This window comes from Mucilaginibacter sp. KACC 22773 (assembly GCF_028736215.1).
Classification (GTDB): domain Bacteria; phylum Bacteroidota; class Bacteroidia; order Sphingobacteriales; family Sphingobacteriaceae; genus Mucilaginibacter.
The window spans coordinates 5,020,904-5,040,586 of record NZ_CP117883.1 but is presented as its reverse complement, the minus strand read 5'-3'; the positions used below and the strand labels follow the sequence as shown (position 1 = coordinate 5,040,586).

Annotated in this window: 21 protein-coding genes; 7 read left to right on the top strand and 14 right to left on the bottom strand. The window is 42.4% G+C overall.

Annotated elements, in window-relative coordinates; translation table 11 throughout:
* Window positions 1-44: 44 nt before the first annotated feature.
* On the bottom strand, window positions 45-1,361 hold the full coding sequence (locus tag PQ469_RS20700) for a DUF3943 domain-containing protein (RefSeq protein ID WP_274209382.1): 1,317 nt from the start codon (window positions 1,359-1,361) through the stop codon (window positions 45-47).
* 287 nt (window positions 1,362-1,648) lie between these two features.
* Window positions 1,649-2,821: an ATP-binding protein gene (locus PQ469_RS20695; RefSeq protein WP_274209381.1), complete on the bottom strand. Its 1,173-nt coding sequence runs from the start codon at window positions 2,819-2,821 to the stop codon at window positions 1,649-1,651.
* Window positions 2,822-3,293: 472 nt separating this feature from the next.
* Between PQ469_RS20695 and PQ469_RS20690 the strand changes: the two genes are divergently transcribed.
* Window positions 3,294-3,674 carry a transmembrane 220 family protein gene (locus tag PQ469_RS20690; RefSeq protein ID WP_274209380.1) on the top strand — a complete coding sequence of 127 codons (381 nt, stop codon included), beginning with the start codon at window positions 3,294-3,296 and terminating at the stop codon, window positions 3,672-3,674.
* Window positions 3,675-3,715: 41 nt separating this feature from the next.
* Here the strand turns inward: PQ469_RS20690 and PQ469_RS20685 are convergent, their stop codons facing one another.
* The 6 genes from PQ469_RS20685 to PQ469_RS20660 form a co-directional block, all read right to left on the bottom strand.
* Window positions 3,716-4,567, bottom strand: coding sequence for a transglutaminase-like domain-containing protein (locus PQ469_RS20685; RefSeq protein WP_274209379.1), 852 nt, complete (start codon window positions 4,565-4,567; stop codon window positions 3,716-3,718).
* A gap of 3 nt (window positions 4,568-4,570) precedes the next feature.
* Window positions 4,571-5,308 carry a proteasome-type protease gene (locus PQ469_RS20680; RefSeq protein WP_274209378.1) on the bottom strand — a complete coding sequence of 246 codons (738 nt, stop codon included), beginning with the start codon at window positions 5,306-5,308 and terminating at the stop codon, window positions 4,571-4,573.
* A 213-nt stretch (window positions 5,309-5,521) separates the two neighbouring features.
* Window positions 5,522-6,454, bottom strand: coding sequence for a bestrophin family protein (locus PQ469_RS20675; RefSeq protein ID WP_274209377.1), 933 nt, complete (start codon window positions 6,452-6,454; stop codon window positions 5,522-5,524).
* A gap of 18 nt (window positions 6,455-6,472) precedes the next feature.
* Window positions 6,473-6,955 carry a hypothetical protein gene (locus tag PQ469_RS20670; protein ID WP_274209376.1) on the bottom strand — a complete coding sequence of 161 codons (483 nt, stop codon included), beginning with the start codon at window positions 6,953-6,955 and terminating at the stop codon, window positions 6,473-6,475.
* Between the two features lie 237 nt (window positions 6,956-7,192).
* Window positions 7,193-8,575, bottom strand: a complete 1,383-nt coding sequence (locus tag PQ469_RS20665) for a sensor histidine kinase (protein WP_274209375.1) — start codon at window positions 8,573-8,575, stop codon at window positions 7,193-7,195.
* Window positions 8,559-9,257, bottom strand: coding sequence for a response regulator transcription factor (locus tag PQ469_RS20660; protein WP_274209374.1), 699 nt, complete (start codon window positions 9,255-9,257; stop codon window positions 8,559-8,561). The genes PQ469_RS20665 and PQ469_RS20660 overlap by 17 nt, the downstream gene beginning before the upstream one ends.
* Window positions 9,258-9,484: 227 nt before the next feature.
* Here PQ469_RS20660 and PQ469_RS20655 point away from each other — a divergent pair, with 227 nt between their 5' ends.
* Window positions 9,485-9,709, top strand: a complete 225-nt coding sequence (locus tag PQ469_RS20655; RefSeq protein ID WP_274209373.1) for a hypothetical protein — start codon at window positions 9,485-9,487, stop codon at window positions 9,707-9,709.
* Here PQ469_RS20655 and PQ469_RS20650 read toward each other — a convergent pair.
* Window positions 9,706-10,461, bottom strand: coding sequence for a YdcF family protein (locus PQ469_RS20650; RefSeq protein ID WP_274209372.1), 756 nt, complete (start codon window positions 10,459-10,461; stop codon window positions 9,706-9,708). The two genes, PQ469_RS20655 and PQ469_RS20650, sit on opposite strands and share 4 nt — an antisense overlap.
* Window positions 10,462-10,646: 185 nt before the next feature.
* Here PQ469_RS20650 and PQ469_RS20645 point away from each other — a divergent pair, with 185 nt between their 5' ends.
* From PQ469_RS20645 to PQ469_RS20630, 4 genes are all read left to right on the top strand, one after another.
* Window positions 10,647-10,856: a YtxH domain-containing protein gene (locus tag PQ469_RS20645; protein WP_274209371.1), complete on the top strand. Its 210-nt coding sequence runs from the start codon at window positions 10,647-10,649 to the stop codon at window positions 10,854-10,856.
* 136 nt (window positions 10,857-10,992) lie between these two features.
* A complete protein-coding gene (locus PQ469_RS20640; RefSeq protein ID WP_274209370.1) occupies window positions 10,993-11,346 on the top strand; it encodes a YMGG-like glycine zipper-containing protein in 354 nt (117 codons plus the stop codon).
* 257 nt (window positions 11,347-11,603) lie between these two features.
* A complete protein-coding gene (locus PQ469_RS20635) occupies window positions 11,604-12,776 on the top strand; it encodes a BamA/TamA family outer membrane protein (RefSeq protein ID WP_274209369.1) in 1,173 nt (390 codons plus the stop codon).
* Between the two features lie 139 nt (window positions 12,777-12,915).
* Entirely contained in the window at window positions 12,916-14,142 is a 1,227-nt protein-coding gene (locus PQ469_RS20630; protein ID WP_274209368.1) for a multidrug effflux MFS transporter, read from the top strand.
* Between the two features lie 119 nt (window positions 14,143-14,261).
* Here the strand turns inward: PQ469_RS20630 and PQ469_RS20625 are convergent, their stop codons facing one another.
* The 5 genes from PQ469_RS20625 to PQ469_RS20605 form a co-directional block, all read right to left on the bottom strand.
* Window positions 14,262-14,945: a ClpP family protease gene (locus tag PQ469_RS20625; protein ID WP_274209367.1), complete on the bottom strand. Its 684-nt coding sequence runs from the start codon at window positions 14,943-14,945 to the stop codon at window positions 14,262-14,264.
* Window positions 14,946-15,056: 111 nt separating this feature from the next.
* Window positions 15,057-15,329 carry a hypothetical protein gene (locus PQ469_RS20620; RefSeq protein ID WP_274209366.1) on the bottom strand — a complete coding sequence of 91 codons (273 nt, stop codon included), beginning with the start codon at window positions 15,327-15,329 and terminating at the stop codon, window positions 15,057-15,059.
* Window positions 15,310-15,855, bottom strand: coding sequence for an RNA polymerase sigma factor (locus PQ469_RS20615; protein ID WP_274209365.1), 546 nt, complete (start codon window positions 15,853-15,855; stop codon window positions 15,310-15,312). Before PQ469_RS20615 ends, PQ469_RS20620 begins: the two co-directional genes overlap by 20 nt.
* A 790-nt stretch (window positions 15,856-16,645) precedes the next feature.
* Entirely contained in the window at window positions 16,646-17,053 is a 408-nt protein-coding gene (locus PQ469_RS20610; protein WP_274209364.1) for a lipocalin family protein, read from the bottom strand.
* Window positions 17,054-17,108: 55 nt separating this feature from the next.
* On the bottom strand, window positions 17,109-17,261 hold the full coding sequence (locus tag PQ469_RS20605; RefSeq protein ID WP_177183937.1) for a hypothetical protein: 153 nt from the start codon (window positions 17,259-17,261) through the stop codon (window positions 17,109-17,111).
* Window positions 17,262-17,690: 429 nt separating this feature from the next.
* On the opposite strand from PQ469_RS20605, the gene PQ469_RS20600 reads away from it, so the two are divergent.
* The gene (locus tag PQ469_RS20600; RefSeq protein WP_090652866.1) at window positions 17,691-19,574 is read left to right on the top strand and encodes an SPFH domain-containing protein; all 1,884 of its coding nucleotides are present in this window, start codon (window positions 17,691-17,693) and stop codon (window positions 19,572-19,574) included.
* Window positions 19,575-19,683: the final 109 nt, after the last annotated feature.

The following is a 19,683-nucleotide window of genomic DNA, read 5'->3' as shown; positions in this document are numbered from 1 at the left end:
CGTTGTCAGGCTTTAAGCCTTAAGCTTTCCGCTTTTAGCTTCTTCTACAAATTCCCTATTGTATATCTTGTCGAGATCCTGAGGTAAGGATATTTCTTATTCACATCAGGATAATCATGGTAGTTTCCTTCCAGCCGGAAATAACCCGATTCGGCAGCTATGGAAAGTCCTTTAATAAACATGTAGTTTACTTCGTTACTAAAGGTGTGCAAAAAATAATGCGATTTATTACCGTCTATGGTTATCATCCAGCCTCCCCGGTAATTTGCGCTGTATGATAACCTGTTTAATAACCTTATTGTCCCGCCACCGTTAACAGAGAAGCCTGGTCCGTAATCATAATTACGGCTATTGTATGTGTATTGATCAGGTACGGCAGCCAAAAGTATTGGGCCAGCCCCAAGATTGCCGGTTATTTTGATGCCGTGTGTTAGTTTAAGCTCTGAGAATAGATTGAATTTTACGCTTTGCGCCCCATAGAAAAAAGCCTGGTTGCGGATATAGTCATAATTTGCAGATAGTATTACCAGGTGCTCTATTTTATCCTGGTCAACCGCAGAAACGTCCCAGCCGGTAAGTGATCCATACACGCTTATCACGTTAACCGAGCTGCTATCGTCTTTACCAAATTCGGCAGTTATAGATATATTGCTGAAGGGTTTCCTGAAGCCTTCATTTGGTACACCATATAATAATGCTGCCCTGCCGAACCAGCCAAAGCGACCATGCTTAAACGGGCTTACCGATTGGGAATTAAATATCCGCCCTCCGAGGTCAAACTCTGCGCCTATTTTTGATGAGTCGCGCTCGGTGCTATTGCCATAAACTTTGCCCCAGGTGCCGTCTAAAATGCGGTTTAGTCCGCGCATGGGGTTAATTATTAGTCCAGCTACTTCGCTGGCCTGCCTTTTAAAACCCCGCTGGCGGTTGTTTACTATGCGGCTTGATAGGCGAAAAGTCATCTCGCCCAGCACGATACCGCCAAAACTGGTATTTATAAAATCGTTTGGAGAGGGTGCCTGGTTTTCGGCAAAGGTTTCCCAAAGGTAGCTACCCGCCATGGTAGCCGGTACAGATTGCCAAAAGCTAAAGCCATTGCTTCGGAACGCGCTATAAAACAAACTGCCGTGATAGGGGTGTCCAAACTGATTAGTTTGAAAAGGATCGTTATCAAACTCCCAGTTGCCGGGGTTAAGGTTGTGGCTAACGCTTTTCCAGTTTATACGGGCGTAATCCTTGTTGGCTACATATCGGTCAAAAATCCAGGGGGTAATTTCGGCTATACCCAATTCGGCTGCAGCGCGGCCAAACCTGCGTTTTACCGAGGTATCCCGAACATCCCGGTAATAGCGTAGTTTCACCTCGGGCTTTTGATCAAATATATTGTTTTGGGCAAAAACCTTGCAAGCGGTACAGAAAAATATAAAGCTGATTAATATTATTTTTTTTGAAGGGTAAAGATCAGCTAAGCTCATATAAAGGATATCAGGAGGGACAAAAAACTACTATCCAAAAGCGCTTAAGTAATGAAATTGTTTTGATGGATGTTATAATAATGTTAAATGTTTGTTTTGAAATTGAGGAGATGGAAGTTAAGAGCCGTTGACACGGGCGTGTAACCAGCGGAATCACTGGGTGCGACTTCATATTAACCCATAAAATCAGGTACATTTTGCCAGCTAACAACGTCGTATCTTGTTCTTTTTTCATTTTCGGCGCCACCATAAATCAACGTTTTATTTACTTTTTCAGGAGCGGCAATCTCCTCAAACCTATCCATCTCTTTAAATAGTGCATTGCTTACAGTTTGTGTTGCTTTGATTTCAAAAATTGAGAAGCCTTGTGCTTTTTTCATCAACAGGTCGACTTCATGGGCATTGCTGTCCTGCCAGAAATAATAATCTTTATGCAGATATAAATGATGGTTTTGTTTTTGATACTCGGCCAGGATCATATTTTCAAATATGTTCCCTTTTAGCCGGTTTTCGTCAAGTTCTTCGGCAGTTCTTATTTCCAGTAAATGATTTAAAAGGCCTGTATCATAAAAATACAATTTGGGGCTTTTAACTAAACGTTTATTGAAGTTTTGATGATAGGGCTGTAAAAGAAAAACAATATAGCTACTTTCAAGTATCGACAACCAGGCTTTCGCGGTATTATGCGATATGTTGCATTCCTTAGCCAAAGCACTGAAATTGAGTAACTGGCCCGCCCGCCCGGCACACAAACCTAAAAAGGTACGAAATTGCTTAAGACCCTTTATATTCATTAATTCTGTTACATCCTTTTCAAGATATGTTTGAATATAATTAGCATAAAATACAACCGGGTCAATATCCCTGTCAAATATAGCCGGGTAAAACCCCTTAATACTGGCCGGCGCATAAGAACTTGCTAATAAAGCAGCCTGTTTTAATTCAGTAAAATCAAAAGGTAGTAATTTAAACAATGCAACCCTGCCCGCCAGCGTTTGAGTGATATTATTTAACAAATGGAAATTTTGTGAGCCGGATAATATATACTGCCCCATCATTTTAGATTCATCAACCCTGCCCTGGATGTATGAAAATAATGCCGGCACTCGTTGTACTTCGTCTAAAATGACTTTATGATCGTAACGGTTCAAAAAACCGATCGGATCATCCATAGCAAAGGATCGTGTGTTTGGATTTTCGAGACTTACATAGCTATAATCACTAAAAATCTCTTTCAGCAAGGTAGTTTTACCAGATTGCCTTGGGCCGGTAATAGCCAATACGGGAAATTTGCTTTTTTGAGCCTCTATTATAGGCGCAATTTGACGTTGTATAAATTTACTCATCTCGATGAAATTTAACAAAATTACTTAATTGCTTACAATATACATGACGCGAACTTACAAAATACATAGGTATTACTTACAATATACATAATGTGAACTTACAATTTACATAAAATCAGCCGGAAATTTATGCTCGCATTTTGTTGAGATGGCCAGCGCATTTGCGTTTGGCAAAAAAAAGCTTCGTGTCTTTTTAATCGAATAAGTGACTTGTATTGGCCAACAACAGGCACAAATATTTGGATATTTCTAAATTGAACGATCAGTTTAGTGTTAACCATGTTAAAATACAAAACATTGATTATTAAATATTTATAAAAAATATATTTGAAATGTGTTAAGTTATGTTAACCCAATTAGATGCGTTTGCCCTGGTTAACTATCTCCAACATTGACAGGCAAACTCAAAAATTATTATCTTTAAGCGCTTAACCTGCATTAAGCCCAATCAAAACCAATATCCATTTAAACAATGAAAATTTTCAACATCGTATTTGTTGTGCTGTTTGTCATTTTTGCAGCCCTGCAATATAATGACCCCGACCCTTACATTTGGGTACCTATTTACCTTTACAGCGCATGGTTTTGCTTTAAGGCTTCGCGAAAACAGTTTTACCCGGTTTGGTATGCAGTTGGTATATTTATTTACCTGGCTTATGCTACTTATAAAATATTTGACGCCAACGGCCTGATAGACTGGTTTACCAAGCACCACTCCGAAAGCCTGGTAGAAAGTATGAAGGCCGAAAAACCCTGGATTGAAGAAACCCGCGAATTTTTTGGTTTGTTGATATGCGTTGCCGTATTAGGCATCAACTGGGTTTATGGGAACAGGTTGAAAAAGAAAGCATAGTATTGATGCGCTTCAATCAGTACAACTTCCAAATAGAGCGGCTATAAATACGATAATCCGTTATACCCGCCATGTATATAATACACCGGCTCAAAATTATGCTCATCGGGGGCAAGTTCGCAGCTTACCTGCATGGTGGTAAAGGTTACATCGCCAAAAATATTGGCTATGGCTGTGTCGGCAGCATCACGACCGGTGGCTATTTTTATCAGCCCGTTTAAGGGTACCAGTTTGGTGGCGTCAAAAAGAATCCATTTGCCGCCAAGGTAAGCCTCAAAACAAGCATGAAAATCGGCAGGGTATAGGTGATATGCATAACCCGTAAAATAGCGTGCCGGAATGGTTAAGGCCCGGCAAAGGGCAATACCCAGGTGGGCAAAATCGCGGCAAACGCCAATCTGCTCCGTAACGGTATCAAATGCTGATGTTTGCGAATTACTATACCCGCTTAAATATTGCACATTGTTGTGAATCCAGTCGGTAAGGGTAACTACTTTTTCAAATGGGTTGGTAATGTGGCCAAACAGGTTGTGCGACAGCCGGTATAATTTATCCGACTGGCAATAACGGCTTGGGTTTAAATAAGGTAGCACCGATGAGTCGAGCTGGGCCACCAACGTTTCTTGTTGTTGCGAGTAGTCTGTAAGTTCGTAAAAATTGTCGACCAGCGCATTGTACGTAACTTTAATAGTCCCCGGCTGATATACCTCGAAGCGCATCAACCGGTTTTCGCCCTGTGCAGATATGATCTCCTCAATTTTTACGTAAGGGTCAACTGTAAATTCCTCGTTCAGTACAGTTTGGTTGGGTGTACGTAATGCATGTATGTTTAATATCAATGTGCCCGGCGCCCGTACTACATATTCCATTTGGGTAAACACATTGAATTTCATTGATCAGCTTTCGGTTTTAATTTCTTCTAATTTGTTAAAGGTCGTATCCATCCAGTCTTCAGATATATGTTCTAAAGCCAGTTTTAATTCTTCGGCCCACTGGGCCGATATATATTCCAGGTCTTTCTTTTCGTATCGCTGTTGAATAATATCGAAGCTATCCTTTTTATAAACAGCTACATCAATCGGGAAATCCACATTATTGGAGCTTACCCTTGTTGAATCGAACGAAAGAAAGCCTGTTTTGAGGGCCAGTTTCAGGCTGCTGTCTTCGGTAAGGATGCGGTTTAATATTGCTTTGCCATGGCCCGAATTGCCTATAACTACATAAGGTGCGCCCTGCCCAAGTTCAACCCAGTTTCCTTCAGGGTACAGCAAAAAAAGCTTGTGCTCGTCGTCGTCTTTTAGCTGCCCGCCTATAATGGTGTTCAGGTCAAACCGGAAGCCTGCGGCTTCTAACGATGCCTTGTCTTCGGCAATTACCCGTTTCACCTGCTCGCCAAAGGCGTTTACAGCTTTGTACATTTTGTTAAAATCCTCGGTTTCCAGCAATTCGTTAAAATAAACAATGGCCTTATCCCTTGCCGACCGTAAACCGCTGGTCATGATAAAAAGCGAAAAATGATCTTTTTGTTCAATGGTGATCTTCTTTTTTACAGTGGTATCTGTACCAGAGGTTATTCGGGTATCGGCAATAGCCAACAAGCCTTCTTTAACCTTAATTCCGAGGCAATAAGTCATTTTTATATAGTGCGATTTTTTTCAAAATTTAAGATAGCCAAAGTAGCGAAAAGAATCGGGGAAAATAGAATCAAGAGGCAAGACGTTTAAAAAGTATCAAGTAGTTAGTATCAAGTATCAAGACTTTTTTGACGTTCAACACAAAAAAGCCGCCGTTTCCTTTTGGAATCCGGCGGCATCACGGAACAGAAAAAAGTAATAACTCTTGATTTTTTAAAGTATGTAAAACTGAGTTTGTTTTTGAGTCTGTTTACTGATCAATGCGTCGATGTCATGAGGTAACTCGTCCTTCATCATCTGTTTCAGGTTTTTTTCGATGGTGCGGCTGATGGTTGTTGTTGGTGTATCTGTAGGTTTGTTTTCAAATGGATCCTGCAGGTGGATGGCCATTTTTTCGATCAGGAAAAAGGCCGATGATATGGCTATTACCAATGGCACCTGGAAAATTCCGAAAAACTCCATCAGGCTGAAAGGCAGTAGCAACACAAAAAACATGACCAGCCAGTGAATGTATACGCTATAGGTAACCGGGAAAACGGTATTCTTGATACGTTCGCAGCCACCCATCGAATTCATAAAGTTGGTGAGTGTGTTATCAAGGGTCACCTGCTGGTACTCATTTATCCAGCCCAGTTTATACAGTGTGCGCAGGTCATGACCCTGCAGCTCGTTTATTGCAAGCGGAATATGGTCAAGCTTTTTGATGTTTTTTACATCATCGTCGGTTAGGTAGGCCTCCAGGTTATCCTTTGCGTTTTGGCCGCGCAGATGGCAGCTTAAGCTATAGCACCAGGCCATTTGCCTGCGGATGATGCGCTCTTTTAACGCCCACTTTTGCTCGCCATCATGACTGCTATCCACAAAAGTTAAAATTTGGCGTGCAAAGGTGCGGCAATCATTTACGATACCTCCCCAAAGGATGCGGGCCTCCCACCACCGGTCATAAGCCTGGTTTGACCGAAAGGCCAATAGCAGCGATATAATGGTTCCGAGGATGGTAGGCACTGTTAGTGGTATCGAAACATCTTTGAAGTTATAGTATTGGTGAATACAATAGACAGTAATTGCGTAAACCGCCACCATCAAAACTTCCTTTTTTATTTTGCCAAATACATAGCTTACCGGTATATTTTCTTTTAATAACATAAGGTGTAAGATTTTAATTTATGATTCTTGTTCAGTTAAAACGTGTTCTTCAATTACCACGTTGGCCAAAGTGCCCGGCGTTTTAGGTAGTTTTATAAGGGCTGTATCGCATTTATCGAAAAGCATTTGCGGGGCTATGCTGTTTTTAAAAAGCAACTCGTAATTGTCATGTGCAGGCACAATGGCGTCAATTTCATTAGCTTCCAGAAAATTATTGAAAACTGCAACCGTGCTGCCATAAAAAAAAGTGATCGCAATATTGTTGATGACATGGCTGTACTTGTTTTCGATATCGCGGCACCTGATATAAAAATTATCGGGGATTTGCCGGTACTCTACGCTGCGCCGCGATAGCATCAGCAATTCGCTCATATTATCAGTAATTTTAAGCATGTGTACCAACACAATGTTTACCTTTTCGGGGTAAAAAACCTGGGCCAAAGCAGGAATATCCTGGATAGACTGCTGGGTGAAATCGGTAGGGATTAATAACGTTTTCATGGTAATTTTAATTAATGGTGAAACCTTGTATGTTTTGTTTGATACAAGTGTAGCAGCCAATAATTAGGAGGATATAAGAAAGTTATTAGAATTTGATTAGAATGCCACACCAATTAATAAATTGCAAAGCATTTAAATATCGAACACTGAACGTCCAACATCGAATAATGAAGGGAAAACTTCAGTATTGGACATTCAAAATTCATTATTCGATATTATCTATACCTGCGTTTTGCCTTAACTTATACTGTTAGTGAGGGCAGGGTGAGGCTCAACTGGCAAAAACACCTTAATCTCTGTACCTACCCCAACTTCTGAGCTGATGCCCAGGCTGCCTTTGTGCAGGCGGATGATGTTAAGTGTTAAGGGCAGGCCAACGCCATGGCCTTCATACTCGTGTGCATTTGAGGCGCGGAAAAAAGGCTCGAATATATGCTGAAGCTCGGTTTGGGGAATGCCGATGCCCTGGTCTTTAATGGCAATAATAATTCTGTTGTTTTCGGTTAACAGGCTAACTGTAACCGGCCGGTTGTTTGAGTATTTGCAAGCGTTGCTGATGATATTGTTGATGGCCAGCCGCAACAAATTGCTGTTGCCTTTTACGTAAAGCAGGGTTTCATCAGCCGGTAGGTTTTCAAGGTCGATATATATACTGCTCTCGGGGTTTATTCGTTTAACCGATTCAGAAGCGGTTAACAGAAGTTCATCCATGCGTATGCTTTCCCAGTTTTGTCTTTTGCCGTCAAAACCCGATTGGGCCAGCATAAGCAGGCTGTTCAGGATCTGACCCAGTTTTTCCGATTCGGCATACACCGTGTTTAAAACCCCGCGTTGATGCGTGTTCAGGTCTTGTTTGTTTAAAGCCAGTTCAAGCTCAGATGATATGATGGTTAGGGGGGTGCGCAACTCGTGCGATGCATTGCTTACAAAATTGTTTTGCGTTTCAAAGGCCGTTTCAAGCCTGTTAAGCATATCATTAAATGTAAGGGATAGTTCGGCTATCTCGTCTTTTCCGGTCAGTTCGTCCAGCCGGAAATGCAGGTTATTAGCTGTAATGTTTTTTACATTGTTGATGATTCGCCGCACCGGCTGAAAGGTGTAGAAGGAAAAAATTTTGCCTACAAAATATACCAATATCATGGCCAGCAAAAAGCCGTACAGCAATATTTTTTGAAGGTCTTTTAGTTCCTGAAAACCAGCGGGGTTTGACGCCGAAACAATAACAACATAACCCGCATTGTCTTTTTTGAACAGTGAGCCAGCATAAAAAGTATTATCGTGCCTGTAATGAGCCTGGCCAGTCATTAATATATCGTCGATAAAAACCTGGGCAATGCCGGCACTTGCATGCACCTTTTTGTTACTATCTACCGCTAAAAAATACTCTTTTTCCGAATCCAACTTCTCCAGGTACTTGTTGCGTACCTCTAAGGTAGCTTTACTTTTGGCGCCTGGCGATAGCTGCACTTCCGCCGCTATATTTACGCGGGCTTCCAGCCGTTTATAAAAATCATCGAAGTTGAATTTGTAAACCAGGTAAAAAATGGATGCATTAAGCAGTATAAGTATACCGCCCGACAGCAGCAGGAATAGTAATGTTATTTTACTTTGTATCTTCATCGGTATCGCCCTCTTTCATCAGGTAACCCATACCAAACACCGTATGGATAAGGTTAGGGCCCCCGTTTTTCTCCAGCTTTTTACGCAGATAGTTTACATAAACATCTACCACATTGGTACCCATATTAAAATCAATATCCCAAACATTTTCCAGGATCTGGATCCGGGATAGTACCTTTTTCTGATTTTTTACAAAATATTCAAGTAGCCGGTATTCGGTAGCTGTGAGTTTTAATACTTCGTTGCTGCGGTAAGCTATTTTCGATTCGGTATTGAGCACCAGGTTGCCTATTGTATAAGTGTTATTTGCTAACGTTTCGCTTCCGCCGCGGCGCAGTAGGGTGCGCAGGCGGGCAGCAAGCTCAGCAATTTTAAATGGTTTTACCATATAGTCATCTGCCCCGCTGTCCAGGCCGCTTACAATGTTCTCGGTAGAGTCAAGTGCAGTAAGCATAATGATGGGTATCATCTTTTTTTGCTGTCTGATGTGTTTACAAACCTGTATGCCATCCATTACGGGCAGCATTACATCAAGTATAACAAGGTCAAAGTCATGATCAAGCGCCATTTGTAAACCCGTTGCGCCATTAGCTGCAACACTTACTTCAAAGCCATAATCGGTAAGGCCGCGTTTAACTACCGATACCACATTTGGTTCATCCTCAACTAATAATATCCCCATAAACAGCTAATTTGATTTAAACGCATTGTTTGCCAAAATAATTAAATAATTTGTTGACTACTATTGTTATTGAAATATAAGCTATCATTGTAAAATCCATTTGTGCCACTTAAAAACCGCCATCGGCATATCAATTTAGTTTATGAAGCCGATTTTAACCGCTGGTACAAAAATACATCATAGTAGGTTTATTAAATTAAAAAAGCAAGAGCCAAATTAACAGTCAAATGGGCAAATTTATTAGCATACAACCTTCAGTAATTTGTGAGAATTGCATCATATGTGGTAGCCGTCCCGTAATTGAACAAAGTAAAGGAAGCAAATTTACGGTACGGTGCCCTAAAGACAGCACACACTACCAAACCCTACCAGGGTTAATAGACATAAACGACTGGAATACGAATAACAAAGCGCAGGATAGCGGCGGCGAGTTGAAATTGGGTATCAATTAGCCCTTGCCTATTATATAGTTAACTGCAAAGCCAACAATTTCTTTTATGTAAAAGCTCCATCTGTTTAAAATTTCGGCGCTGGGCATAAACTCAAAAAACGACCATTGTACATCGCCTGCTATTACATTGCATGAATACGGAATTACATCAACGTGCTGGCTTTTAAAAATTTGCATGGCCCTGCGCATGTGAAAGGCCGAAGTTACCAGCAGATAAGGACCTTGCTGCTTGTTTTTGATTAACAATGTTTTGGTTAATGATGCATTTTCAAGTGTGTTTCGGGCCTGGTTCTCTATCAATATGCAACTATCGGGAATCTGTAGAGCCCGAAGCTGCTGAAATACAAAATTTGCTTCCCTGAAAGCTCCAGGAACAAGATTGCTGTTGCCACCCGATATCACTATTTTTTTTACCTTACCTTTCCGCTGTAGTAAAACACCTTGTATAAACCGGTCGGCGGCCCAGTTAAATACTCCTTTGCCATGTTTGTTTTCACTTGTAAAACCGCCTAAAATTATGGCAGCGCTATATGTTTTGCCTGGCTGCAGTTTGGCCGGAGCAATATCCCACGCCCTGGCCAGCAGGTTTAAAAATACCGGGGCCGAAAATATCCAAAACAATGCAACACCCCAAATTAGGCACCTGCGTTTTAACCTTGGCTTTTTTGATAGTACAGCAATAAGCAACAAAACAAAAACATATAGAACAGGCAGCAGCAAAAATGATAGTACTTTTGACAGGATAAAAAACATAGTTGTGGTAAAAATAGTTAAAAACAAAGAACATGGAAGTTGTCATTAAACAACGCCGGGACTAAGCGTTATTATTGCCTGTATACGCATTAAACTATTTGTAGTTATAAAACTCTAAGCATAGGCGCCACGTAACAAACTGGCACCATCATTGTCATATACTTATTAAATAAAACACTAAAAATATGGGCATTATAAAAACACTTGCTATTGGCGCTGCAGTTGCTTATGGCATAAATTACGTTACAAAAAAAGGACCTGACGGAAAATCAATCGTCGATAACCTGGCCGACGAGGCGCCCGAATGGTTTGATCGGGCAAAAAAATATAGCGAGCTTACTTTACAACAAATTGCTGTACGCGCACAAAACTTCAGGGATAATACGCGTTATTAGTTTATGGGCTATTGTAGATTGAGTTGAGTAGTTAAAAACCAGGCAGTGGTAAAGGGGGCATTATCTACAGAAACTGAATGTTTGGCCTGCTATTTGCGTAAGTGTAATTATTAACACTTATCAGATACATTATACCATGAAAAAGCTAATCATATTTGCATGCCTGTTTTTCGCGATGTTATTAACGTTTGCGCAAAATACCGAGGCTCAAACTACAAAGAAAAAGGGAATAAGCGACCAGGGTAAGGGCGCTATAATAGGAGGTGCCGGTGGCGCTGTTGCCGGTGGCCTTATTGGCCACAATGTTGGTGGCGCTTTAATTGGCGGTGCCATAGGCGCAGGGGGCGGTTACATTATTGGTAATGAAACCCGCCGGGCAAGGGAAAAAAAAGAGCGCGCCCGCCGTATTGCGTGGCGCAAGGCCCACCCAAGGCATCACGCACATCCATACAGCAAAACCACTACTGTAACTACGGTTAAGTACCAGTAAAAGGTTAAAAAGAGTTAAATTTTATTTAAAGGCCCCGGTTCTATTACAACCGTGGCCTTTTTTTATTATCTTAAGTGAGTGCTATTATCGGCAAAATGTAAAATAAAGTTTGCCTGATAAATGCGTTACGGATGGGTTATTCGTTAATAAGTTTGGTTTTACAGGCAACAATGCCCAGCAGGTGTACATATTACGTTGAATAAATAATGGGTAAAACGTTTATAGCATTATTGTTTTGTTTAATACCTTTTGCTATAATGGCGCAAACCAGCAGGCCTGATGCCGATACAATAAGGAAACCAACGGATACTATTCCGCAGCGGGACCTGATAGATGTTTTCCGGTCGGTATTTAACGTTAAGCCAAGGAAGGTTTCAATTACTGAGAAAAAGAAATTTTATTTCTCCTTTTTGCCTATCTCAACGTCTGACGGGCGAAGCGGGGGCAGGGCGCTGTTTACCTCAACAACAGCAGGCTTTTACCTGGGCGATCAAAAGACTACCAATCTTTCTACCGTGGTGTTTACCCCTTATTTTAACCTGAAAGGCCGTTATGGGTTACCTATTCGTTCAAGCGTTTGGCTTCAAGATAATCAGTGGAATGTGATAGGCGATATCCGCTTATTAGTTTATCCGCAATATACCTGGGGCCTTGGCGGCGATATGAACAACCACGACAAATTTTTGGTTGATTATAATTATATACGCCTTTACCAAACCGTGCTAAAAAGAATAAAACCTTATTTTTATGCTGGTGTGGGGTATAATCTTGATTATTATGCCGATATAGATAGCCAGGGTGAACAAACCCTGCGCGATTTTACGAAGTATAAGTACGGTACAGCAACTGGCCAGGATGCATTTTCATCGGGGGCCACCCTGAATTTGTTATACGATACACGCAGAAACTCAATTGACCCTTTGCCAGGGGTTTATGCTAACGTGTCGTACCGGTTTAATACTAAAGTGCTGGGAAGCCATACCAACTGGCAATCATTATATATCGATTTGCGTAAGTATGTTTCGCTAACTAATTCGGGCCCTAAAAATGTGCTGGCGTTCTGGACGTATTACTGGACATCGCTTACACCGGGCACTCCTTATTTAAACCTGCCCAGTTTAGGCTGGGAGCCATATCAACGATCGGGCAGGGGTTTTCAGCAAAACCGTTACCGGGGCCAGCGACTGGCTTATTTTGAAACCGAGTATCGCCGTGATATCACCCGCAACGGCCTGCTGGGTTTTGTTTTATTTGCCAACGTGAACTCGGTAACCGAACCGGATACCTATAAATTTACCTATTGGCACCCCGCGGGTGGCACCGGCTTGCGGTTTAAATTCAATAAAAAATCTGGTACAAATATTAGCCTTGACTATGGTGTAAGCCGCAACTATTCGTCGATAAACCTTAATTTAGGCGAAACGTTTTAGCGAAGAGTTCATGGTTGATAGTTCATGGATCATGGCTGCTTCAAAAAATTATCAGGCAAAAATAGCAACGTTTTAATTAATTCACGGCAGTACGGCTACCATGAACTATGAACCATAACCTATGAACAAATAACGCCACATGACTAAAAAAAGATACTTTTTCCTTATCCTTATATTAGGTTCGCTAACAGCTTTGGCGCCATTTTCAATAGATATGTATTTGCCGGCGTTTGATACCATTGCTGCGTATTTACATACCAGCCCCGAGCAAATGACGCTGACCATGTCGAGCTTTTTTATCGGCATATCGGCCGGCCAGTTGTTATATGGGCCGTTACTTGACAGGTTTGGACGTAAACGCCCCCTTTATTTCGGCCTCATTTTGTACATAGTTGCTTCAATAGGTTGTTTTTTTTCGACTTCACTACCGATACTTGTGGGAATGCGGTTTTTTGAGGCCATTGGAGGCTGTGCTGCAACCGTGGCAGCAATGACCATGGTGCGCGACTTATTCCCGGTAAAAGATAATGCTAAGGTGTTTGCCCTGCTTATACTGGTGTTGGGCGCCTCGCCCATGCTTGCCCCAACCGCGGGCACCGCTATAGTTAATCATTTTGAATGGCAGGCCATATTTTTGGTACTTACCGTGATAGCTGTACTCATATTTATTGCTGTGTTTTTCTTCCTGCCCGAGAGTTATAAGCCCGATCCTACTTATTCGCTTAAGCCTGTACCCATCATTACTAACTTTTGGGCGGTTATAAAAGAGCCTCAATTTTTTACTTACGCAGTAAGCGGCGCTTTTATATTCGCCGGTTTGTTTACCTATGTAGCATCGTCATCGCTTGTTTTTATCGGCATTTTTAAGATAAGCAAAGGTGCGTTTGGCTGGGTTTTCGGTGGACTATCAATTGGCTTTATTGGAGCAAGCCAGGTAAACAGCCTGTTGGTTAGGTATTATAAAAGCGAGCGAATTATAAACGTCACAGTGGTTTGCCTGGTTATAATTTCGGCAATATTTTTAACCGGATCATTAAATGGCTGGTTTGGTATGGCTGGTACAATAGTTATGATATTCGGTGTTTTGTGCTGTGTTGGCATTTCGAGCCCCAATGCGTCCGCCTTGTCGTTGGCGCCATTTACCAAAAACGCAGGCTCGGCATCGGCATTAATGGGAGCGCTACAAATGGCGATAGGTGCGCTTGCATCATACGGCATCACACTTATTCAAAACCAGGGTACGTTGCCTATGGCCGGTGTTATGGCGGCATCCTCGGTTGTGGCTTTTGTAGTATTATTTGTAGGGAAGCGGTTTATTAAGAATAAGGTGGAAGCAGTGGCCGGTGCGGCGGTGGCGGCGCATTGAAAGTTTGATATCATATTTGACCGAATTGCAGACTTACGAAGTTTTTAAAACTTCGTAAGTCTTTTGCCGGTAAGTACGCCCCCATCTGCACATCTGAAATTTGAAATCTGCACATCTGCCTACACCAGCACCTCATCAATTATCCCAAATTCTTTGGCTTCGGCGGCTATCATCCAGTAATCCCTGTCTGATACCTGGTAAACTTTTTCGTAGGGCTGGCCGCTGTGTTTAGCAACTATTTCATACAATTCCTGTTTCATTAGTAATATTTGTTGCGCGGCTATCTGGATATCTGATGCCATGCCCTGCGCGCCGCCTGATGGTTGATGCAGCATTACGCGCGAATGTTTTAAAGCAGCCCTTTTGCCAGCCGCGCCGCCGCATAATAATATCGCGCCCATGGATAAGGCTATGCCCGTACAAATGGTAGCTACATCGGGGCTGATGAAGTGCATGGTGTCGTAAATACCCAGGCCGGCGTATACCGAGCCACCGGGCGAGTTAATGTACATCTGGATATCCTTTTTGGCATCGGTCGACTGCAGGAAAAGCAGTTGCGCCTGGATAATGTTAGCCACGTTATCATCAACGGCCTGGCCCATAAAAATTATGCGGTCCATCATCAGGCGCGAAAACACGTCCATCTGGGCTACGCGCATTTCGCGCTCTTCGGTAATATAGGGCGTCATGGCCGTTGGCAAGGCACTTTTTTCGACTCCTGAGATGTAGTTATCTACCAGCGAACCGGCAATAGCATGGTGCATGACCGCATATTTGCGGAATTCCTGTTTATCAATATTCATGATTTAAAGTGGTGAGTAGTGAGTAGTGAGTTTTAAGTCGGAAGCACTAAGTCATAAGTCTTGTTTTTTTTGTCGATTAAAACCCTGGGCTTGAGACTTAGAACTTTCGACTTAAGACTTAAAAAATAATCGTGCTATTTTCTGTTTGAAACTCAAATGTTCAGGCTGGCTGAATAGTTTTTCATGAGCCGCCTCTATCTCTTGTTTTAATTGTTTGCGGCTATACTGCCGTACCATGCTATATACTTGTTTTTGGGCGGATACATCAACCGGCAGACTATCATCCAGTAATAGCGTGGCTTCAAACAGTAAAGCATCTGTGGGCTTTTGGCTGCCAAGCAGGTGTGCTTCTATCCGGGCTATGTTATTTAAGGAAGTCCTCATAGGTTAGCTCTTTTTGTTTAACAGTTTCCCTTACTTTTTCTATGCATTTATATTTCTGCACGGTGGCCGATCGTACACCCGAGAAGCCAAATGTTTCGGCAACCTGTGTCATCGGCAGTTTATCGTAATAAAACGAACGGAGCAGTTCCATACAGCGCTTGCCGGCAGATTCCAAAAAGCGGAGCAGTTTGCTATCGTCGGGTAAACTGATGCTTTCCTCCGCAGTGTTGACGATAAGAGCTTCATTTAACTGCGAGGTTTGCCCGCCTTCTTTATAACGTTTTATCCAAAGATACCGGGCCGTACCGTAAATATAAGCGCCGTCGCTATTATTAACAGATAACCCGATCTGTGCTGTTTTTTCGTAATAGCTTAATAAGGCATCTTGGAAAACATCTTTAGCCTCATCAAACGAGCCCCCGCAGCGGGCCACGTACTTTGCTACAGCCGGGAATACCTTTTTATATAGCCCGACAAAAAGCTCCTGCCTTTGCTGCGCCTGCTCCTGTAATTTAACTGTATCCATTGTTTACTGTTTATTACTATGTGCAAGTTAGGGAAGATATATCACCTTTTGAGAGAAAAGTTTTTTGTAGCAAGGACTCTTGGATGATTAACGTTATGTCATTGCTGCGTACTTTATAATGACACGATTGTAAGTTATTGACTATCAATATTAAATATCCGTCATTGCGAGGCACGAAGCAATCCCCTACATGCTAAGTCCCATATTGTTCGGGATTATTAATGTTGTGTTTTGATTTTTATAGGTATTAATGAGATCTCTGCGGTCGGTTATCTTCGTACCTTATAATGACGTCGATATAAGCTATTGATTATCAGATGTATTTTTATCCCCTTGTCGAGAGAGGGCGGGGTGGAAAGTGCGGTACCAGGTTTTTTTTAGCACCAAAGTGTACTGTACCGGTAAAAGTGATACACCCTGACACATCCTGGTACGGGGTGGCACACCCTGGTACACCCTGGTACGGGGTGGTACACTACTTGCGGTTAATATTTTTAAGTAAAACAAAACAATCAGCGAGAAGTGCTTGGGGTCGCAGGCAGGGGTATGTTTTTCCGCGTTTCATTGCACGTGCATAAACACACCTCTCCGACCTCTTGAAAGGGGAATCCGCAAAATTTTGTGTCTACACATTCAGCACAATTTGCAATCACGTCATCCCCATTTTTTTCAGGGATATCCTGATATGTACTCGCAATGACGGTAGTTTAGAACACTCGTTTAACTATATCTGTTGCACGTCATAACGATTTTTTTTTCCTAACGGATATTCGTATGACATATCCTGGGCCTAAAATTTACTTGCTCTTAGCGCCGTCACCTTCGATCCATCAACACCAATAGTTTCAAAAACTATTTTGTTTTCCGTTAGTTCCGATACGGTGAAAACATAGCTGCGAGTTTTACCATTTTCTAATTTTTCGGTCATGTTCATGTTGCCGCCATTAAGGGTAAAGGTGCCATGCGCTAAAAATTTGCCACCCCATACAATCAGAAACTTCATTTCGGGCGTAAACTGGATATATGGCGCTACCTCATCAAGGTCGGCCTTTTTCATGGTATCCGGAGGGCTGGCATTGGGGTGCTCTATTTTTACATATTTCCATTTGCCGGTAAGTGAGGTGACCGAAACTGACGGCTTGCACGCGGTGATGAACAGCAGCACGACAGCAAACAATAAAAAACTATGTTTAATCATAATGAGGATAATTGTTTGCCTAAGCTATAAAATTGCTGCCAAAATAAACAGAAAATTATTTGCCCTTTGTTTGTTTTTTCATTCGTTCTTCGGCTTTTTTTACTTCGTCCTTTTCGCTCATGGGGAAGTCGGTTTTGAGTTCATTTTTAGCCTGCTTGCTGGTATCGGGGCTTACTTTTTTTGGAGTGATTTTATTGGATGTGGCCATGATCATAAAGTTTTTAGTTGTATTACATTTTAACTCCTGGCGATTTGGATTTGTTTGCAATTATTTAAAGTAGATGAGGGGAGTATCAAGTATCAAGATTTTTGAACACTTTGGTTCTGTGGGCTTTTAGCTTCTGAGGCCACCCTGTTGTCTTTCATGAGCTTATCATTTTCCTGTTGGAATTTTGCAAAATTTTACCACTTTCAAAACTTCTTGATTTAAATAAATCCGAAATCGAACATTCGAATTCCCAAATCCAAAAATATTTTTTAAAATTGTTGTAACAACCTATAACCGTAACTGTCTAAATGACACTAAATAGCCAAGGACTCCCTTCCAAAAGGTATGCTACTTAGTATTGTGAGGGCCCGCACCTTAAGGGTTCCGTTAAAAAAATCAAAAAAAAATTAAATTCTAAATCTTAAAAAAATGGACAAATCAATTGTTATGCTTTTTTATGCCGTGCCCCTAATTTTATTATTGGTACTGTACAAATTTGTTTTACGCGTATTCTTTGGGATGGTGATCGTCCCCGACGACCGTATTGGCCTGGTGGTTAAAAAGTTTACCTTGTCAAGTAAATCGCGGTTGCCCGACGGACGTATCATTGCCACCAATGGCGAGGCCGGTATGCAGGCCAAAGCGCTTGCGCCAGGCTTGTATTGGGGCATGTGGCCCTGGCAGTATGGTATTACTATGGAGCCCTTTACCATTATTGAGCAAAACAAGCTCGGGCTGGTAAAAGCAAAGGACGGTGCATCCTTTGATACAGGCCGTGTGCTTGGTAAACCGGTAAACTGCGATAAATTCCAGGATGCTATTGCGTTCCTTGATAACAACGGTCAAAAGGGCCCGCAGGCCGCTTTCCTTACGCCGGGTAGTTACCGTATCAATACTTTCCTGTTCGAGATTGTAACGGTACCTATTACCCAAATACAGGAAAACAAGGTTGGTATTATTACTACCTTGGATGGCGAGCCGCTGGCCAAAGGCGAAATTGCCGGCTACTCGGTAGAAGGGCATAAAAACTACCAGGATCCTATAGCGTTCATCAACGCCGGTGGCCGCAAGGGTTTGCAGGAAGATGTTATCCTGGCCGGTACTTATTACCTTAACCCCTGGTTTGTAATTGTGGAGCAGGTAGATATGATATACATACCCATTGGTTATGTAGGCGTTGTTAACTCCTTTGTTGGCCCCGAAGGTAAGGATACCAGCGGTGATGCCTTTAAACATGGTAATATTGTAAAACGTAACGAAAAAGGCGTTTGGGATGAGCCGCTTGACCCTGGTAAACACCCTGTAAACATTTATACCCACGCTGTTGAAATTGTGCCAACTACCAACATCGTGCTTAACTGGGCCGACAGCCGTACCGAGGCACATGAGCTTGATAAAAACCTGTGTACTATTACCGTAAGGTCATCAGATGGTTTTACATTCAACCTTGATGTGTCACAAATTATACACGTTCCACGTAACGAAGCGCCAAAAGTGATAGCCCGTTTTGGTAAAATGAAAAACCTGGTATCGCAGGTATTGGAGCCTACCATTGCCAACTATTTCCGTAACTCGGCTCAACGGAGTGATGTTATCGGCTTTTTGGCCAACCGTATCGAAAGGCAAAACGATGCTAAAGAACACATTAGCACCGTACTGCAAAGCTACAATGTAATAGGTGTAGATACCCTGATTGGCGACATTGTGCCGCCAGCCGCTTTGATGAAAACCTTAACCGACCGTAAAATAGCCGAACAGGAAAAAGTAACTTACGAGATACAACGCCATGCGCAAATTGAACGTAAGGAATTTGAAAGCGCCCGTGCCGGTGCCGATATGCAGCCGGAGGTTGTAAAATCGACCCGCCAGGTTGAGATAAATACACAAATGGCTGCCTCAAGGGTTGCCGCATCACGTGGTGAGGCCGAGGCAAAAACCATTAACGCAAAAGCGGATGCCGAAGTAAGGATTACGATTGCCAAGGCCGATGCAGAAGCAAAAACCGTGAACGCCAAGGCTGATGCAAACGCCACCGAAGTGAATGGTTTGGCCGAAGGTGCTAAAATTAAAGCCATAGGTATGGCCGAAGCCGAAGTTACCAAACAAAAAACCGAAGCCATGGGTACCGAACAATACGCCATTGTGCGTGTAGCCGAAGCCCTTGCCAGCAATGGTATTAAACTGGTACCAGAAATAATGGTAAGCGGCAAAGAAGGCGGTGGCAACGGCATTATAGACGCCTTAATTGGCAGCGAAATGCTCAAAAAGCTGCAAAAAGCCAATGAAGAAGGTGGAGCAGTGAGTGGTGAATAGTGAGTGGTGAGTAGTGAATGGTGAGTGGTGAGGAGTGAGGAGTGAATGGTGAAAGTTGGTAAAAGGCGGGGACTGTGCGATTCCTTCCTTGGGGAAGGGAAGGTAGGGG

What these genes read in the sequence shown, in the direction of transcription:
- PQ469_RS20685 (WP_274209379.1), bottom strand. Translation starts at nt 4,567, where the DNA reads ATGAAATTCAATGTGTTTACCCAAATGGAATATGTAGTACGGGCGCCG.
- PQ469_RS20635 (WP_274209369.1), top strand. Translation starts at nt 11,604, where the DNA reads ATGGCGCAAACCAGCAGGCCTGATGCCGATACAATAAGGAAACCAACG.
- PQ469_RS20695 (WP_274209381.1), bottom strand. Translation starts at nt 2,821, where the DNA reads ATGAGTAAATTTATACAACGTCAAATTGCGCCTATAATAGAGGCTCAA.
- PQ469_RS20610 (WP_274209364.1), bottom strand. Translation starts at nt 17,053, where the DNA reads ATGATTAAACATAGTTTTTTATTGTTTGCTGTCGTGCTGCTGTTCATC.
- PQ469_RS20620 (WP_274209366.1), bottom strand. Translation starts at nt 15,329, where the DNA reads ATGAGGACTTCCTTAAATAACATAGCCCGGATAGAAGCACACCTGCTT.
- PQ469_RS20680 (WP_274209378.1), bottom strand. Translation starts at nt 5,308, where the DNA reads ATGACTTATTGCCTCGGAATTAAGGTTAAAGAAGGCTTGTTGGCTATT.
- PQ469_RS20655 (WP_274209373.1), top strand. Translation starts at nt 9,485, where the DNA reads ATGGGCAAATTTATTAGCATACAACCTTCAGTAATTTGTGAGAATTGC.
- PQ469_RS20640 (WP_274209370.1), top strand. Translation starts at nt 10,993, where the DNA reads ATGAAAAAGCTAATCATATTTGCATGCCTGTTTTTCGCGATGTTATTA.
- PQ469_RS20660 (WP_274209374.1), bottom strand. Translation starts at nt 9,257, where the DNA reads ATGGGGATATTATTAGTTGAGGATGAACCAAATGTGGTATCGGTAGTT.
- PQ469_RS20615 (WP_274209365.1), bottom strand. Translation starts at nt 15,855, where the DNA reads ATGGATACAGTTAAATTACAGGAGCAGGCGCAGCAAAGGCAGGAGCTT.
- PQ469_RS20675 (WP_274209377.1), bottom strand. Translation starts at nt 6,454, where the DNA reads ATGTTATTAAAAGAAAATATACCGGTAAGCTATGTATTTGGCAAAATA.
- PQ469_RS20665 (WP_274209375.1), bottom strand. Translation starts at nt 8,575, where the DNA reads ATGAAGATACAAAGTAAAATAACATTACTATTCCTGCTGCTGTCGGGC.
- PQ469_RS20630 (WP_274209368.1), top strand. Translation starts at nt 12,916, where the DNA reads ATGACTAAAAAAAGATACTTTTTCCTTATCCTTATATTAGGTTCGCTA.
- PQ469_RS20650 (WP_274209372.1), bottom strand. Translation starts at nt 10,461, where the DNA reads ATGTTTTTTATCCTGTCAAAAGTACTATCATTTTTGCTGCTGCCTGTT.
- PQ469_RS20625 (WP_274209367.1), bottom strand. Translation starts at nt 14,945, where the DNA reads ATGAATATTGATAAACAGGAATTCCGCAAATATGCGGTCATGCACCAT.
- PQ469_RS20670 (WP_274209376.1), bottom strand. Translation starts at nt 6,955, where the DNA reads ATGAAAACGTTATTAATCCCTACCGATTTCACCCAGCAGTCTATCCAG.
- PQ469_RS20690 (WP_274209380.1), top strand. Translation starts at nt 3,294, where the DNA reads ATGAAAATTTTCAACATCGTATTTGTTGTGCTGTTTGTCATTTTTGCA.
- PQ469_RS20600 (WP_090652866.1), top strand. Translation starts at nt 17,691, where the DNA reads ATGGACAAATCAATTGTTATGCTTTTTTATGCCGTGCCCCTAATTTTA.
- PQ469_RS20605 (WP_177183937.1), bottom strand. Translation starts at nt 17,261, where the DNA reads ATGGCCACATCCAATAAAATCACTCCAAAAAAAGTAAGCCCCGATACC.
- PQ469_RS20645 (WP_274209371.1), top strand. Translation starts at nt 10,647, where the DNA reads ATGGGCATTATAAAAACACTTGCTATTGGCGCTGCAGTTGCTTATGGC.